Genomic DNA, 15306 nt, shown 5'->3' on the forward strand with positions numbered 1-15306 from the left:
ACGCCCGATGCGCTATCTGCCGCTCACCGAAGCCGACCGGCAAACCATGCTGGCGGCCATCGGCGTCGCCAAGGTCGATGATCTTTTCGCCGACGTGCCCGCGGCGGCGCGGCGGGAGGCTCCCGTCGATCTGCCGTTCAGCGCCGGGGAAATGGACGTCGAACGCCGGCTCTCCGCCTTGGCCGAAAAAAATCTTCCGGCCGGACGTGCCCCCTTCTTCATCGGGGCGGGGGCCTATCGCCACCATGTTCCGGCGGCGGTGGATGCGCTTATCCAGCGCGGGGAATTCCTGACCTCCTACACTCCCTACCAGCCGGAGGTCAGCCAGGGCACCTTGCAATATCTCTATGAATTCCAGACCCAGGTGGCCTTGATCACCGGCATGGATGTGGCCAACGCCTCGATGTATGACGGGGCTACCGCCACCGCCGAGGCCGCCGCCATGGCCTGTCGCGTCACCAAGCGCAAGACCATCCTCCTGTCCGGCAATCTGCACCCCCACTATCGCAGCGTGACGGCGACCTCCCTGCAATATAGCGGGCTGGTGGTCGAGGCGTTGGACCCCGATCCGCTGGACGTCGAGGATTTGCTGGGCCGCATCGGCCCCGACATCGCCTGCGTGGTGGTGCAGAACCCGGGATTCTTCGGACGGGTCAAGGATCTTTCGGCCCTGGCGGCGGCCTGTCATGCCGAAGGGGTACTGCTGGTGGTCGCCGTGACCGAGCCGGTTTCCCTGGGCCTGATCGCGCCGCCCGGCGCCATGGGCGCCGACATCGTCGTCGGCGAGGGGCAGAGCATCGGCAACGGCCTGAACTTCGGGGGCCCCGGCCTGGGTCTGTTCGCCACCGCCGAAAAATATCTGCGTCAGATGCCCGGGCGGTTGGCCGGCCAGACCGTCGACGTCGACGGACGCCGTGGCTGGGTTCTGACGCTGTCGACCCGCGAGCAGCATATCCGCCGGGAAAAGGCGACCAGCAACATCTGTACGAATTCCGGCCTGTGCGCCCTGGCCTTCACCATCCATCTGTCGCTGCTGGGCGAAACGGGATTCCGCCGCCTGGCCGAGATCAACCACGCCAAGGCGGTAACCCTGGCGGACAAGCTTCGCCGGGTGAAAGGGATCCGCGTGCTCAACCAGACCTTCTTCAACGAGTTCTCGGTGCTTCTGCCGAAGTCGGCCGCTCCGGTGGTCGAGACCTTGGCCGGGCGGGGCATCCTGGCCGGCGTACCGGCATCGCGCTTCTATCCGTCCTATCCCGAACTGGATGAGGTCCTGCTGCTGACCGCCACCGAGACGACGACCGAGGACGAGATGGATCGTCTCGTCCAGGCCCTCTCCGAGGTGCTGTCATGAGCGGCGATATCGGCGCAAGCCGTGGGATGTTCCTCGAAGAACCGTTGATTTTCGAACAGGATACGCCCGGACGGTGCGGTGTCGATCTGCCCGAGCCCGAACCGTTCGACGATCGTCTGGGGGGCGCGCGGCGGCAAGGGGCGATCGGATTGCCCGATCTCTCGGAGCCGGCGGTGGTGCGCCACTATACCCGGCTCAGCCAGAAGAATTTCGGCATCGACACGGTGTTTTATCCGCTGGGTTCCTGCACGATGAAACACAACCCCAGGCTGGGCGAGAAGATGGCGCGCCTGCCCGGCCTGTCGGACATCCATCCGTTCCAGCCGGAAAGCACCGTGCAGGGGGCGCTGGAACTGATCGACCTGACAGCGCATTGGCTGAAGACCCTGACCGGCATGCCGGCCATCGTCATGAGTCCGGCGGCCGGAGCGCATGGCGAGTTCTGCGGGCTGATGACCATCCGGACGGCGCTCGAGGATCGCGGTGAACGCCGGACCCGCGTGCTGGTGCCGGAATCGGCCCACGGGACCAACCCGGCCAGCGCCGCGGCTTGCGGATTTGCCGTCGATGCGATTCCCGCCACGGCGGAGGGACGGGTCGATCTGGCCGCCCTGAAGGCCAAGCTGGGCCTCGACGTGGCCGCCGTCATGCTGACCAACCCCAACACGTGCGGCCTGTTCGAGCGCGACATCCTGGAAATCGCCGAGGCCATTCACGCCGTCGGAGGTTATTTCTATTGCGACGGGGCCAACTACAACGCCATCGTCGGACGGGTGCGCATCGTCGATCTCGGGATCGACGTGATGCATATCAATCTGCATAAGACCTTCTCGACGCCGCATGGCGGCGGCGGTCCAGGCGCCGGTCCGACGGTGCTGTCGGCGGCGCTGGCGCCTTTCGCCCCCCTGCCGGCCGTCGTTCACGACGACAAGGGGTTTCGCCTGATCGAGCATGCCGCCGGGTCGGGAGCCAAGCCCTGCGGACGGATCAAGGGATATCACGGCCAGTTCGGCGTCTTCGTCCGGGCCTTGAGCTATATGATGTCCATGGGGGCCGACGGCCTGCGCCAGGCCTCTTCCGACGCCGTGCTTAACGCCAATTATCTATTGGCCGAATTGTCCGACGAGCTTAGCCCGTCCTTTGCCGGCCCTTGCATGCACGAGGCGCTGTTCGACGATCGGTTCCTCAAGGACAGCGGGGTGACCACGCTCGATTTCGCCAAGGCGCTGATCGACGAGGGCTTCCATCCGATGACCATGTATTTCCCGCTGGTGGTGCATGGCGCCCTGTTGATGGAACCGACCGAGACGGAGGGCAAGAACACGCTCGACCAGTTCATCGCCGTCGTGCGCGATCTGGCCCGGCGGGCCAAGGCGGGGGAAAGCGAAGCCTTCAAGGCGGCCCCGGTCCATACACCGCGCCGCCGCCTCGATGAAACCGCCGCCGCCCGCACGCCGATCTTGCGGTGGCGTCCGGTGGAGGCGTAAAGGACAGAGGGGGGGCGGGCTCTCAAGCGGCGTTGCCCCCCTCCCGATGCGGCGGTCCTTCGCCGCTCCAGCCCCATTCCGTTGACGGCTCCCCTGCTGTAGACTGCTGGAATCCATTGGGATTTTCGAAGGCGGATGATGACTCCTGCGGCAAGCGCCAATACCCCGCGCCGTGCGACGCGGTACCGGAAAGTCCGTCGGCGCGTTTATCATATGCTGGGGGGCGAGGGGCATAGCGATCCGTGGGTGAAGCTGGTCGACTACGCCCTGGTCAGCCTGATCACCGTCAATTGCATCTTCTCGGTGCTGGAATCCGTTGAGAACCTGGCCATCGTTCATGGTCATATCTTTCACGCCTTCGACCGTTTTTCCGTGGCGATCTTTTCCGTGGAATATGTGTTGCGGGTGTGGACTGCGGTGGAAATCAACCAGCCGCGCTTCCGCCATCCCTTTTTCGGCCGCCTGCATTTCATCTTCACGCCGATGGCCATCGTCGATCTGGTCGCCATCGTGCCGTTCTATCTGGGCTTCTTCTTCGACGTCGACCTGCGCGCCATGCGCGTCCTGCGTCTGCTGCGCGTCTTCAAGTTGAGCCGCTATTCCCAGGCGATGGGCATCATGGTCGATGTGCTGCGCCAGGAGGCCCGCTCCATCGGCGCCATGCTGTTCGTCTTCCTGGTCATCCTGGTGTTCGTTTCCAGCCTGATGTACATGCTGGAACATCCCGCCCAACCCCATGTTTTTGCCGATATCCCGTCGGCCATGTGGTGGGCGGTGGTGACCATGACCACGCTCGGCTACGGCGACATGATACCGGCAACCGCCCTCGGGCGGGTGGTGGGGGCATGCACCGCCGTCATCGGCGTCGGCATGATCGCCCTTCCCGCCGGTGTGCTGGCGTCGGGCTTCAGCGAGCAGTTGCGCCAGCGGCGCGAGGAATATCTGGAAACGGTGGACAAGGTGGTGCGCGACGGGCGGGTGACACGCCGCGAGAAACGGTTGCTCGAGGAAACCCGCGCGGCGCTCGGCCTCACTCCGGAGGAGGCCGCCCGCATCCTGGAATACGGCGTCAAGGGTGGGCAGTTGCACTGTCCGCATTGCGGCGAGCCGATTCACCGGAATCCGTTGGGATGAGCCGATGAACCGCAAGCAACGGCGCCTGGAGAAGAAGCACAATCCGGGCTTCGGCGCGCCGCCTGGGGCGGCGCCGGAGATTCAGGCGTTGCTGGACGCGGCGCTTCGCCATCATCAGGCCGGTTATCTGAACGAGGCCGACCGCCTCTATCGTCAGATCCTGGCGATCGATCCCCGCCATGCCGATGCGCTTCATCTTCTTGGCGTCCTTGCCCATCAGGTCGGCCGCAACGACGTCGCCGCCGATCTGATCGGCAAGGCCATCGCGCGGAACCCCAGCGCGCCGGCCTTTCACAATAATCTCGGGCTCGCCCTCAAGGCGCTCGATCGTCTCCCCGAGGCCGTGGCCTCCTACGGCAAGGCGATCGCCCGGAAGCCGGATTATGCCGAGGCGCACAGCAATCTGGGCATCGCCTTGCAGGACCTGGGACGTCCGGAGGAGGCGGTGGCTTCCTACGGGCGGGCCCTGGCCCATCGTCCCGACCTGGCCGAGGCGCATTACAATCTTGGCATCGCCCTCAAAAGCCTGGGGCGTCTGGAGGAGGCCGCCGACGCCTATGGCCGCGCGTTGGGGCATAAGCCGGATTACGTCGAGGCCCATTACAATCTGGGCCTGGTCCTCCAGGAGCAAGGCCGCCTTGAGGAGGCCGTTCTCTCCTATGGCCGCGCGGTGGAGCGCGACCCGAAGCACGCCGAGGCTCACGGCAATCTCGGGACGGTGCTCAAGGGCTTGGGACGGCTGGAGGAAGCGGTGCTCTCCTATGGCCGGGCCTTGGCGGCGAACCCCGATCTGGCCGAGGTGCACAACAATCTGGGCCTCGTTTTCCAGGCGCAGGGCAAATATGACGAGGCGGAGGAGGCCTTTCGCCGGGCCCTGACCGGAAACGCCGACGATGCCGGGGCGCTCTGCAATCTCGGCGCCCTTCTCAAGGGGCGGGACCGGTTGGAGGAGTCGTCGTCGTCGTTCGCACGGGCCCTGGAGCGCAATCCCCATCTGGCCGAGGCGCATAACGGCCTGGGCCTCGTCCTTCAGATGCAGGGCAAGCCGGCGGCGGCGGTGGCCTCTTTCCGCCGGGCCTTGGCCGAGAACCCCCGTTACGCCGAGGGGCACAGCAATCTGGGCGTCGTTCTTCAGGAATTGGGGCGTCTGGACGAAGCGATGGTGTCCTATGGCCGGGCCCTGGTTCTGCGGCCCGACCTGGCCGAGGCGCACAGCAATCTCGGTAACGCCTTCAAGGAGGCGGAGCGCCTGGAGGCGGCGGTGGCGGCCTATGGCCGGGCCCTGGCCGCGCGGCCGGATCTTCCCGATGCCCACGGCAATCTTGCCATCGCGCTCTATGCCCGGGGCGATCTCGACGAGGCGGCGCTCTCTTTTCGGAGAGCGCTGGCCATCCGGCCGGACGATGCCGAGACGCATAAGAATCTGGCGATGGCCTTGTTGGCGGGCGGCGATCTGGAGGCGGGCTGGAGGGAATTCGAATGGCGCTGGCAGACCGATCTGCTGGGGCCGGATCGCCGCGATTTTCCAAAGCCGCAATGGCGGGGCGAGGCCGAGGCCGGGCGGACCTTGCTGATCCACGCCGAACAGGGTTTCGGCGACAGCCTGCAGTTCTGCCGCTATGCGCCGCTGGCGGCCGCTCGTGGCTTGAAGGTGATTCTTGAGGTGCCGAAACCGCTGGTCCGGCTGCTGCGGAGTCTGCCGGGCATCGAAGTGGTGGCGGCCGGCGGTGATCTGCCGTCCTTTGATTTTCATTGTCCGATGCTCAGCATGCCCCTGGCGCTGGGCACGACGCTCGCCAGCATACCGGGCGCGATACCCTATCTGCGGGCCGAGGACGATCTTGTCGCCTTCTGGCGCTCCCGTCTCGCCGCGTTGCCCGGCGGGGGGGCGCGTGTCGGCGTGGTCTGGGCGGGAAGCGCCAGGTTCCATTCCCCCAAACTGATCGCCGTGGACCGCCGCCGCTCCCTCGATCCCGCGCGCTTGCGTCCGTTGTTCGACCTGCCCGGTATCCGCTTTTTCAGCTTGCAGAAGGATGGTCCCGGGGCTCCGTCCGACCTCGCCCTCACCGATTTCATGGGGGAGATGGAGGATTTCGCCGATACCGCCGCGCTGATCGCCAATCTGGATCTCGTCATTTCCGTCGACACGGCGGTCGCCCATCTGGCGGCGGCGCTGGGTAAGCCGGTCTGGTTGCTGGACCGATCCGATCCCTGCTGGCGTTGGTTGAGGAAGCGTGAGGACAGTCCCTGGTATCCCTCGCTCAGGCTGTTCCGGCAACCAATCGCCGGGGATTGGTCCTCGGTCATCGATCGGGTGAAGGTTGAACTCGCCCAGTTGCCAGGGATTTCTCCATGACACGAAATTCACCCCTCCTGTCCCAGGCGCGGCGCCTGTTCGAAACTCCGGTCCCCGACGTTTCCTCCGACGAGGCGGCGCGGATGGCCTGGGAATTCTACGGACTCAAAGGGTCCGTGGCACTTCTGTCCGGGGAACGGGACCGGAATTTCCTGATTCGGCCGGAAAGCGGCCCGTCCTGGGTTCTGAAATTCATCAATGACGCCGAACCGGACGCGGAAGCCGACATGCAGGCGGCGGCGCTCGATCATCTGGCCGGCGAACCGGACGGGGTGGCCGTGCCGCTCGGCAGGATGACATGCCTGGATGAACGGGTGTTTCATGCGACGACCACCGCCGGATTGCCCGTCCGGGGGCGTTGTTACAGTTATCTGGCGGGTGATTTGGCCTTGGCCCACGGCCTCAATGACGCTCTCCGCCGGTCGGTCGGGCGAACCGCGGCGCGGATCGCCAAGGCGCTTGCCGGATTTCACCATGCCAGCGCGGCCCGCTTGAATCTTTGGGATCTCTGCAACGTCGGAGAGCTTGCCGAACTGGCCGAAGAACTGGAGCCCTCGGCGGTGAGCGGCATGATCGGCGAATTCCTGCGCCACTTCGAAATGGTCACCAAGCCTCGCCTGGCCGGTTTGCGCCGGCAGGTCATCCATAACGATCTTTCGCGGAGCAACATGCTGATGGAGCCGGGCCAGCCGGATCGCATTTCCGGAGTGCTCGATTTCGGCGACATGATCGAGGCGCCGCTGCTCTGCGAACTGGCCATCGCGGCGTCTTATCAATTATCGGGCGACGATCCGCTGGCGGCGTTGCGGATGGTGGTGTCCGGCTTCGCCGAAGTGACGCCGCTGGAGGATCTGGAATACCGCCTGCTGCTGGATTTCATATTGGCGCGCCTGATCGATCGTATCCTGATCAGCGAATGGCGGGCCAGGCAGTTTCCCGAAAATGGCGCTTACATCCTGCGCAGCAACAGGGAAGCGCGGGATCTCATGGAAAAGCTGGTGCCGGTCTGGCGGATCGCCGATGACCGGGACTGGCAGGCGTTTTTTAAGAAGGAACTTTAGCGGGATGACCCAGTCGCTTTTGGACCGCCGCAGGGTGCTCGGTCCGGCCTATCGCCTGTTCTATGCCGAACCGCTCCATCTGGTGCGCGGCAAGGGCGTCGAGCTTTTCGACGCCGATGGCCGCCGATATCTGGATGCCTACAACAATGTGCCGGTTTTGGGCCATGCCCATCCGGCGGTGGTCGAAGCCCTCGCCCGGCAGGCCTCGCTGCTCAATACCCATACGCGCTATCTGCACGATGCCGTCCTGGATTATGCCGAGCGTCTGGTGGCGACCTTCCCCGATCCGCTCATCCGCGCCATGTTCACCTGCAGTGGAAGCGAGGCGAACGATCTGGCCCTGCGTATCGCCATGACGGCCACCGGAGGCAACGGCGTCATCGTGACGGCGAACGCCTATCATGGCGTGACGGCGTTGCTGGCCGCGATGTCGCCGTCCCTCGGACTGCCGACCGCGCCCACGGTGCGGACCGTGCCGCCGCCCGACAGCTATCGCGGGCAGGGCGATGTCGGTGCCGCCTTCGGGCGTTCCGTCGCCGCCGCCGTCGCCGACATGCGGCGGGCCGGGATCGGCGTGGCGGCTTTGCTGGTGGACACCACTTTCGCCAGCGACGGCCTTTTCTTCGATCCCGTCGATCATCTGGATGAGGCGGTGGCGGCGGTTCGCGCCGCCGGCGGATTGTTCATCGCCGACGAGGTCCAGGGCGGTTTCGGGCGCTCGGGCCGCATGTGGTCATTCCTGCGTCATTCCCTGGTGCCGGATCTGGTGACCCTGGGGAAACCCATGGGCAATGGCCATCCGATCGGCGGCGTGGTGACGCGCGGCGATCTGCTGGATATTTTCGGTGCCCGATCCCGCTATTTCAATACCTTCGGCGGCAATACGGTCTCGGCCGCGGTCGGGTTGGCGGTGCTGGAAACCATTCAGTCCGAGGATCTTCCCGGGCATGCCGCCCGGCTCGGGGAACAGTTGTCCGAGCGTCTCTCGTCGCTGCGCGGCCATCCCTCGGTCGGTGACATCCGGGGAACGGGCCTTTATCGCGGCATCGAGCTGGTGACGGATCGGGAAACCCGCGAGCCCGCCACCGATCTGGCGAAGGCCGTGACGGACGATATGGCGCGCAACGGCGTGCTGATCGGCGTCTGCGGCGGCGCTTCCAATGTGCTGAAGATCAGGCCGCCGCTGGCGTTCCAGGCGGCGCATGTGGAGGAACTCGTCGAAGCGCTGGATAAAAGCCTGTCGCGATGCGCCGGCGCCCAGAGCAGAGAGCGTTAAATCCGCATCACTCCGTTATTCCCGCTTTCGTGCCCTTGCATGCGCACATCTTTTTTCCTGTGGAGAAAAGTGTGTCGTTCGCCAGCCAGGGATGATGCAATCCTACGAGTGGCACCGGCCACCGTTTTATCCAAAGCGGGCAATGCACTGATAAGACGATGAAATTCAAGATATGGAATGCCTTGGCGCTTTCGCGGGCATGACGACTGGCCCTGACGAAAAACGCACCGTGGATTTCCACGGTGCGTTTTTCGCGGGGTCTTGATGGATGGAGTCGGCTCAGTGCAGCCTGTTCGGCAGATCCTTGATGGCCTGATCGATCAGGGCAGAGGCCTGATCGGACGACAGATTATCGGCGATCAGCTTGCGGGTGGCGCCGATGGCGATGTCCACCGCCTTGTTGCGCACCTCGCGCAGCGCCTCGGCCTCGGCCTGGATGATGCGTTCGACGGCCTGTTGTTCGCGGCGGCGCAGAAGCTCGTCTAGGTTGGCCTCCGCCTGGGCGGCCAACCGCTCGGCTTCGGCTTTCGCCTGGCCGATAATGGCCTCGGCCTCCTTCAGGGCGTCGCGCTGCTTCTTCTGGTAGGTGGCCAGCATCTCCTGGGCTTCCGTGCGCAGGCGTTCGGCTTCCTCCAGACGTGCCCGGATCTTCTCGCGCCGCAGATCGAGGGCGGCGGTGATGGCCCGGAAAACCGGACGGGCGACCAGGACGACGACGATCAGCCAGGTGATGGCGACCCAGGTTTCGGCTTCCGAGAAGACGCCGCCATGTTCGCCGTGATGCGCCGCGACTTCCGCCGCCTGTGCGATCGAGATGAACATCAGTGACCCTCCTCGAGAGCGGCGGCGACCGCCTGAGCGACCGTGGCATCCTCGTGGGTGACGCCGGTCAGCTTGGCGGCGGCCGTCTTGGCCGCCTCCGTGGCGATGTCGCGCACATGGGTCAGAGCCTGCTCCTTGGCGGCATTGATGCGCGCCTCGCCGGCCTTGACCTGTTGAGCCAGGCGCTCGCCCAGCAGCTTCTGACGTTCCTCGGCCTGCTTCGTCATTTCGTCGCCGGCCGACCGCAGGATCGCCTGGGCCTGGGCGCGCGATTCGGCAAGGGCCTTTTCATAGAGCGCGATCGCCGTTTCGGCTTCGGCTTTCAGTTGGGCGGCCTTGTCGAGATTGTCGTCGATCTTGCGCTGGCGTTCTTCCAGGACCGCGCCGATTTTCGGCATGGCCAACGTCGACATCAGCACGTAGAGCAGGGTAAAGGTGACGAACAGCCAGAAAAGCTGTGTCGAGAAGAAGGTTGGATCGAACTGAGGCATCGCTTTAAGGCTTCCTGTTCGCGAAGTGCGGCCATGAAACGGATCGCCGGAGCCCCCGTTCGAAAGGGGGCTCCGGAATATCCGCGGGCTGAACGCCTTAGACGAACAGCAGAATCAGGGCGACGACCAGGGCGAACAGCGCGATAGCTTCGGTCACCGCGAAGCCGATCCAGCCGTAAAGCTCGACGCTGGTCTTGGCGGCCGGATTGCGGCCGACGGTGGCGATCAGGCTGGCCCAAATGTTGCCCACGCCGATACCCGAGCCGATCATGCCGATGGCAGCCAGACCCGCACCAATCATCTTTGCAGCTTGAGGATCCATAGAACTTCCCTTTCTTGAAACGAAAAAACCACCAAATCCGATCTCGGCCCGCCGAGCGTCGCTAGATGCCCGCTTCAATGCATGTGGATGGCGTCATGCAGATAGATGCAGGAGAGAATGGCGAACACATAAGCCTGCAGAACGGCGATGCCGAACTCCAGAATGGTCACGCCGCCCAGGAAGGCCATGGGCACGATGCCGAAGACGCCCAGAGCCACCACGAACCCGGCCATCACCTTCAGGATGATATGGCCGACGGTCATGTTGGCGAACAGGCGGATGGCCAGGCTGAACGGACGCGAGCAATAGGAAATCAGTTCGATCGGCACCAGGATGACGGCGGTCGCCAAAGGCGCTCCATGCGGGAAGAACATCCGCAGATAGCCGAAGCCGTGGCGGGCGAAGCCGATGATGGTGACGCCGACGAAGACCACCACCGCCAGACCGAAGGTGACGATGATGTGGCTGGTATAGGTGAAGGTGTAGGGGATCATGCCGAGCAGATTGCCGAACAGCACGAACATGAACAGGCTGAAGATGAAGGGGAAATACTTGCGCCCTTCGCTGCCCACGTTGTCGCGGATCATATTGGCGACGAATTCGTAGAAGATCTCGGCCAGCGATTGCCATCGGCCGGGGACCAGCGCGCGACCGCGAACCGAAAGCGTGAGAAAGGCGGTGACCAGAACGATGGAGACCACCATGAAGAGTGCGGAATTGGTGAAGGAGAGGTTCACTCCACCGACTTCAAGAGGGACCAAAGGTTGAATCTTGAACTGTTCGACCGGATTAGCCACCGTCTGCCTCTCTTATGAATCGTTCGTTCGATCCCGTTCCTTGCGTCTTTGCGCTTCACCGAGCCCGACTGCGTCGTCTAAGCCTTTGGCGGCGCGATAGACGTTCATCGTACCGGCGGCCGCACCCAGAAACAGGAACACCACCATCAACCAAGGTCGAGTACCGAGCCAACCGTCGAGAACATACCCCAGAAGGGTGCCCACGGCGATACCCGCAACCAATTCGGTGGCGATGCGAAAGCCCAGGCCCATGCCTGTCATCCCGCCGCCACGCGACGTCTCCCTCCGGGTCTCGACCTCTCGCAGTCCGCGCGCTTTTCGCAGGCGGTCGTCGAAATCATCGAGCGGGCGGGGTTCCCTGGGTTCGTCCGACATTTTGGTCCGCTCCCGGCCCCCCGTTCGGCCGTGATAAGGCCAAAGGCGCGGGCACCATATGATTTGCTTTTCAGACTGTCAAGACCACAACCCATAGAGGGTCCAAGGCACGAAAAGCACCAAGGCGCGACGACATGAAATTGCATCGGCCATGGTTCGATTTCTTATTCGAATATTCCAATAAGTCATTGAAAAATATTAAGTTATATTTTTCCCTCAATTGGGCTCCCGCAGTGCCTCGGCGGTATGCAGATCCACCGACACGACCGTCGAGACTCCTCTCTCGGCCATGGTCACGCCGAACAGCCGGTCCATCCGGGCCATGGTCATGCGGTGATGGGTCACCACCATGAAGCGCGTCTTCGTGGTCTGGGCGATCTCGCCGACCATCGAGCAGAAGCGGTCGACGTTGGCGTCGTCGAGGGGCGCGTCCACCTCGTCGAGCACGCAGATGGGCGCGGGATTGGTCATGAAAACGGCGAACAGCAGCGCCAGGGCCGTCAGGGCCTGTTCGCCGCCAGACAGCAGGGACAGGACCTGCAGCCGCTTGCCGGGCGGGCTGGCCATGATTTCAAGTCCGGCTTGAAGGGGATCGTTCGATTCGGTCAGGGTGAGATGGGCCCGTCCGCCACCGAACAGGCGCACGAACATGCCCCGGAAATGCTGGTCGACCGCTTCGAAGGAGGCGAGCAGGCGTTCCCGCCCCTGGCGGTTGATATCGCTGATGCCCTGGCGCAGCTTGGCAATGGCCGCCACCAGATCGTCGCGCTCGGCGGTGAGCTCGGCGAGCCGTTGCTCAAGTTCCGCCGCTTCCTCCTCGGCCCGCAGGTTGACCGGTCCCATGTTTTCGCGTTCGCGGGTCAGCCGGTCCAGCTTGGCCTCCGCCTCGGCGACGTCGACGGGCTCGGTGCCGTCGATCTGTTCAGCGAGTTGGGTGGGGGTGAGGTCGAGTTTTTCGGCGATGCGCTCGGCGACCGCCTTGGCCTGCTGGGCGGCGGCGGCGATGGCGGCCTGGCGGCGGATGCGCTCCTCGCGGGCGGCGGCCAGGGCCTGTTCGGCCTCCTTGAGCATGCGCTCGGCGGCGGCCAGCAATTGTTCCCCGTCGACCAGGGCCGCCGCCGCCTGTCGGCGCTCCTCCTCGGCGGTCGCCATGTCGTCGAGCAGAGTCTGGCGTTTCTCGGCGATTTCCATGGGCAGGGCGGCCAGATGCTCCAGTTCGGAGAAGACCGTTTCCCTCCGTTCCTCGAGTTCCTCGCGATGGCGGCCGGCGGTCACCGACCGCTCGCCCCACGATGTTTCCTCGCTGGTGATGGCGTCCAACCGGCGGCGCCGGTCGCCGGCCTCGCGGAGCAGGCGGTCGAGAAAGCTGCGGGCTTCCACCAGATGGGTCCGCTTCTCGGCCAGATCGGCTCGCAGCGAGGCGACCCTGTCGCGTCCCTCGTTGTTGCCGGTGAAGCCGGCCACCACGGTCCGCGCCGTTTCTTCCGCCGCCCGTGCCTCGGCGAGATCGGCCTCGATCGCGGTTTCGCGTTCGGAGAGCGCGGTCAGCCTGGATTGGGCGGCCGCGGCCTTTTGGGCCAGCTTGGCGTGCGCCTCGCGCAGCTTGGCCGCGTCGCCTTCGGCCCGTTTCATGTCCTCGCGGACCTGCCGTTCGGCGGCGGCTTCCCGCTCGACCGCGGCGGCGGCCTCCGCCGTTCGGTTCTCGGCCTCGGCCACGCCCAATTCGGCGTCGTCGATCTGCAACGTCAATTCGCGCAGCCGGTTGCGTTGGCGCAGGCGGACGGCGGTCGGACTGGGGGCGCCGGCCTGCGCGGTGAAACCGTCCCAGCGCCAGAAGGCGCCGTCGGGGCTGACCAGGCGCTGTCCGGGAGCCAGATCGGCCTGCAGGGACGCGCCCTGGCCGGGATCGTTCACCACGCCGATCTGCCCGAGACGGCGGGCCAGGGCCGGCGGCGCGGTGACGTAGTGCGACAGGGGCGGGATGCCGGGGGGCAGGGCGGGCGGTGTCGCCAAGGGCGGCAAGGAGCGCCAGGAGAAGGGCGCTTCGGCCTCCAGGGGGGCGGTCAGATCCTCGCCGAGGGCGGCGCCCAGGGCGATTTCATAGCCGCTCACGGCATTGACGTCGTCCAGCACCGGGGCGTGATCGCCACCCGCCGCCTGGGCCACCAGTTCCTTGAGCGCGTCGGCCTCGGCCTGCAGTCTGGCCCGCGAGGAGGTCGCTTCCTGGAGGATATCCCTGGCTCTTTCACGGGCCGCCTGGGCGTCGTGGCGGCGCTGCTCCAGCCCTTCGGCCTGGGCGCGGCAGGTTTCCAGATATTCCAGCGCCTCCTCAAGGTCCATCTCGGCGGAGGTCAACTCGGCCTGATCGATGGCCTCGGCCTCGGCGGCCTGCCGCAGATCTATCATTTCCCGGGCCCGGCTTTCCAGCCGTTCGCGCCGGGCCTCGGCCTCGCCGACGGCGCGCAGGGCGGCGGCGCGGTCGGCATCGGCGGCGGCCACTTCCTCCATCACCTTGGCCAGTTCGGCTTCGATCGCCGAGGCTTCGGCCGTGATGGTCTCCACCTCGCCGGTGGCGTGCGTCTGTTGGTCGGCCTCGTCGGCGCAGGCCGAGACGAGGGCGTCCTTTTCGTCGGCCAGCCGTCCCAGCGCCTGTTCGGCGTCGGCGGCCCGCGCCGCTTCCCGGTGCAGATCGGTGGAGATCTGTTCCAGCCGGAGTTCGAGGTCGCGCTTGGCGGCGCCCAGGCGGCCCTCCTCGGCGTCGAGCTGCTCGCGGGCCAGGGAAAGCCGTTGCAGCTTGGCGGCCCGCTCGGCCTCGGCCTGACGCAGGGCGGGCAGGCCGACGGCGGCTTCCGTCTGCCGCGTCGCGGCCTCGGCGGCCAATCCGGTCAGGGTGGCGACCTGGCGCTCGACGTCATCGCCGCCGTCACGGGCGGCATCGAGATCTTGCATGGCGGCCGCCCACAGGGCGGCCAGCAGCCTGGCCTCGATGTCGCGGATCTGCTGCGACAGATTGCGGTAACGGGCCGCCTGGCGGGCCTGGCGCTTCAGCGCCTGAAGCTGGGTGTCATGGGTCGACAGCACGTCGACCAGCCGTTCGAGATTGGCCTCCGCGGCCTTGAGGCGGAGTTCGGCCTCGTGTCGGCGCGAATGCAGACCGCCAATGCCGGCGGCCTCTTCGAGCAGGCTGCGGCGATCCGACGGCTTGGCGTTGATGATGGCGCCGATCCGGCCCTGACTGACGATCGCCGTCGAGCGGGCTCCCGTCGCCGCGTCGGCGAACAGGATCTGCACGTCGCGGGCGCGCGCTTCCTTGCCGTTCACCTTATAAAGGGACCCCTGGCCGCGATCGATGCGGCGGGTCACCTCCAATTCCTCGAAATCGTTGAACTGAGCCGGCGCCGTCCGCGCTCGATTGTCGAGAACCAGGGTGACTTCCGCCAGATTGCGGGGCGGGCGGTTGGCGCTGCCGCCGAAGATGACGTCGTCCATCTCTCCGCCGCGCATCTGCTTGGCCGAGGTTTCTCCCATCACCCAGCGCAGCGCTTCGACCAGATTGGATTTGCCGCAGCCGTTGGGGCCGACCACCCCGGTCATGCCCGGGGCGATCACCACATCGATCGGATCGACGAACGATTTGAAGCCCGACAGCCGCAGGCGCTGGAAATGAATCACAGTGCTTGCACCACACCGCCCATGGGCGCCGGGACCAGGGCGCGGAAAGCCCTTTCCCGCGAGGGGCGGCGGGCCGCCCTGGCGTCCAGGGTATCCGGCCCGCCCCGCCGTGCGGAGGGAAGGGCCGGATTATGCTGGTGTGGAAGCTGCGTCACCAAC

General features: G+C 65.6%; 13 protein-coding genes. 6 read left to right on the plus strand and 7 right to left on the minus strand.

Translation table 11 applies throughout. From position 1 onward, the window contains the following. The first annotated feature begins 7 nt into the window (after positions 1-7). The 6 genes from gcvPA to CWS72_RS14790 all read left to right on the plus strand — a co-directional run bounded on the left by gcvPA (position 8) and on the right by CWS72_RS14790 (position 8668). Positions 8-1354: an aminomethyl-transferring glycine dehydrogenase subunit GcvPA gene (gene gcvPA, locus CWS72_RS14765; RefSeq protein WP_101251389.1), complete on the plus strand. Its 1347-nt coding sequence runs from the start codon at positions 8-10 to the stop codon at positions 1352-1354. Beyond that, positions 1351-2841 carry an aminomethyl-transferring glycine dehydrogenase subunit GcvPB gene (gene gcvPB / locus CWS72_RS14770; protein ID WP_101251390.1) on the plus strand — a complete coding sequence of 497 codons (1491 nt, stop codon included), beginning with the start codon at positions 1351-1353 and terminating at the stop codon, positions 2839-2841. The genes gcvPA and gcvPB overlap by 4 nt, the downstream gene beginning before the upstream one ends. 135 nt (positions 2842-2976) lie before the next feature. Beyond that, a complete protein-coding gene (locus CWS72_RS14775; RefSeq protein ID WP_241911736.1) occupies positions 2977-3975 on the plus strand; it encodes an ion transporter in 999 nt (332 codons plus the stop codon). 4 nt (positions 3976-3979) lie between these two features. Then, entirely contained in the window at positions 3980-6331 is a 2352-nt protein-coding gene (locus CWS72_RS14780) for a tetratricopeptide repeat protein (RefSeq protein WP_101251391.1), read from the plus strand. Beyond that, a complete protein-coding gene (locus CWS72_RS14785) occupies positions 6328-7392 on the plus strand; it encodes a phosphotransferase (protein ID WP_101251392.1) in 1065 nt (354 codons plus the stop codon). Before CWS72_RS14780 ends, CWS72_RS14785 begins: the two co-directional genes overlap by 4 nt. A gap of 4 nt (positions 7393-7396) precedes the next feature. Continuing rightward, entirely contained in the window at positions 7397-8668 is a 1272-nt protein-coding gene (locus CWS72_RS14790; RefSeq protein ID WP_101251393.1) for an aspartate aminotransferase family protein, read from the plus strand. Positions 8669-8947: 279 nt separating this feature from the next. On the opposite strand, the gene CWS72_RS14795 is transcribed toward CWS72_RS14790, so the two are convergent. The 7 genes from CWS72_RS14795 to CWS72_RS27820 all read right to left on the minus strand — a co-directional run bounded on the left by CWS72_RS14795 (position 8948) and on the right by CWS72_RS27820 (position 15302). Then, a complete protein-coding gene (locus CWS72_RS14795; protein ID WP_101251394.1) occupies positions 8948-9490 on the minus strand; it encodes a F0F1 ATP synthase subunit B family protein in 543 nt (180 codons plus the stop codon). Then, on the minus strand, positions 9490-9981 hold the full coding sequence (locus tag CWS72_RS14800) for a F0F1 ATP synthase subunit B family protein (protein WP_101251395.1): 492 nt from the start codon (positions 9979-9981) through the stop codon (positions 9490-9492). The genes CWS72_RS14795 and CWS72_RS14800 overlap by 1 nt, the downstream gene beginning before the upstream one ends. Before the next feature lie 97 nt (positions 9982-10078). After that, positions 10079-10303, minus strand: a complete 225-nt coding sequence (locus tag CWS72_RS14805; protein WP_101251396.1) for a F0F1 ATP synthase subunit C — start codon at positions 10301-10303, stop codon at positions 10079-10081. Between the two features lie 74 nt (positions 10304-10377). Further along, positions 10378-11100 carry a F0F1 ATP synthase subunit A gene (locus CWS72_RS14810; RefSeq protein WP_101251397.1) on the minus strand — a complete coding sequence of 241 codons (723 nt, stop codon included), beginning with the start codon at positions 11098-11100 and terminating at the stop codon, positions 10378-10380. A 12-nt stretch (positions 11101-11112) separates the two neighbouring features. Beyond that, a complete protein-coding gene (locus CWS72_RS14815) occupies positions 11113-11475 on the minus strand; it encodes an AtpZ/AtpI family protein (RefSeq protein WP_101251398.1) in 363 nt (120 codons plus the stop codon). Positions 11476-11691: 216 nt separating this feature from the next. Next, positions 11692-15147 (minus strand): AAA family ATPase, encoded by a 3456-nt coding sequence (locus CWS72_RS14820; protein WP_101251399.1) that lies wholly within the window; start codon positions 15145-15147, stop codon positions 11692-11694. Then, complete coding sequence (locus tag CWS72_RS27820) at positions 15144-15302, minus strand: hypothetical protein (protein WP_158240665.1); 159 nt, start codon at positions 15300-15302, stop codon at positions 15144-15146. Before CWS72_RS27820 ends, CWS72_RS14820 begins: the two co-directional genes overlap by 4 nt. Positions 15303-15306 lie beyond the last annotated feature (4 nt).

The organism is Telmatospirillum siberiense (assembly GCF_002845745.1).
GTDB classification, from domain to species: domain Bacteria; phylum Pseudomonadota; class Alphaproteobacteria; order Rhodospirillales; family Magnetospirillaceae; genus Telmatospirillum; species Telmatospirillum siberiense.

What these genes read in the sequence shown, in the direction of transcription:
- CWS72_RS14785 (WP_101251392.1), top strand. Translation starts at nt 6,328, where the DNA reads ATGACACGAAATTCACCCCTCCTGTCCCAGGCGCGGCGCCTGTTCGAA.
- CWS72_RS14795 (WP_101251394.1), bottom strand. Translation starts at nt 9,490, where the DNA reads ATGTTCATCTCGATCGCACAGGCGGCGGAAGTCGCGGCGCATCACGGC.
- gcvPB (WP_101251390.1), top strand. Translation starts at nt 1,351, where the DNA reads ATGAGCGGCGATATCGGCGCAAGCCGTGGGATGTTCCTCGAAGAACCG.
- gcvPA (WP_101251389.1), top strand. Translation starts at nt 8, where the DNA reads ATGCGCTATCTGCCGCTCACCGAAGCCGACCGGCAAACCATGCTGGCG.
- CWS72_RS14805 (WP_101251396.1), bottom strand. Translation starts at nt 10,303, where the DNA reads ATGGATCCTCAAGCTGCAAAGATGATTGGTGCGGGTCTGGCTGCCATC.
- CWS72_RS14780 (WP_101251391.1), top strand. Translation starts at nt 3,980, where the DNA reads ATGAACCGCAAGCAACGGCGCCTGGAGAAGAAGCACAATCCGGGCTTC.
- CWS72_RS14790 (WP_101251393.1), top strand. Translation starts at nt 7,397, where the DNA reads ATGACCCAGTCGCTTTTGGACCGCCGCAGGGTGCTCGGTCCGGCCTAT.
- CWS72_RS14775 (WP_241911736.1), top strand. Translation starts at nt 2,977, where the DNA reads ATGATGACTCCTGCGGCAAGCGCCAATACCCCGCGCCGTGCGACGCGG.
- CWS72_RS14800 (WP_101251395.1), bottom strand. Translation starts at nt 9,981, where the DNA reads ATGCCTCAGTTCGATCCAACCTTCTTCTCGACACAGCTTTTCTGGCTG.
- CWS72_RS14815 (WP_101251398.1), bottom strand. Translation starts at nt 11,475, where the DNA reads ATGTCGGACGAACCCAGGGAACCCCGCCCGCTCGATGATTTCGACGAC.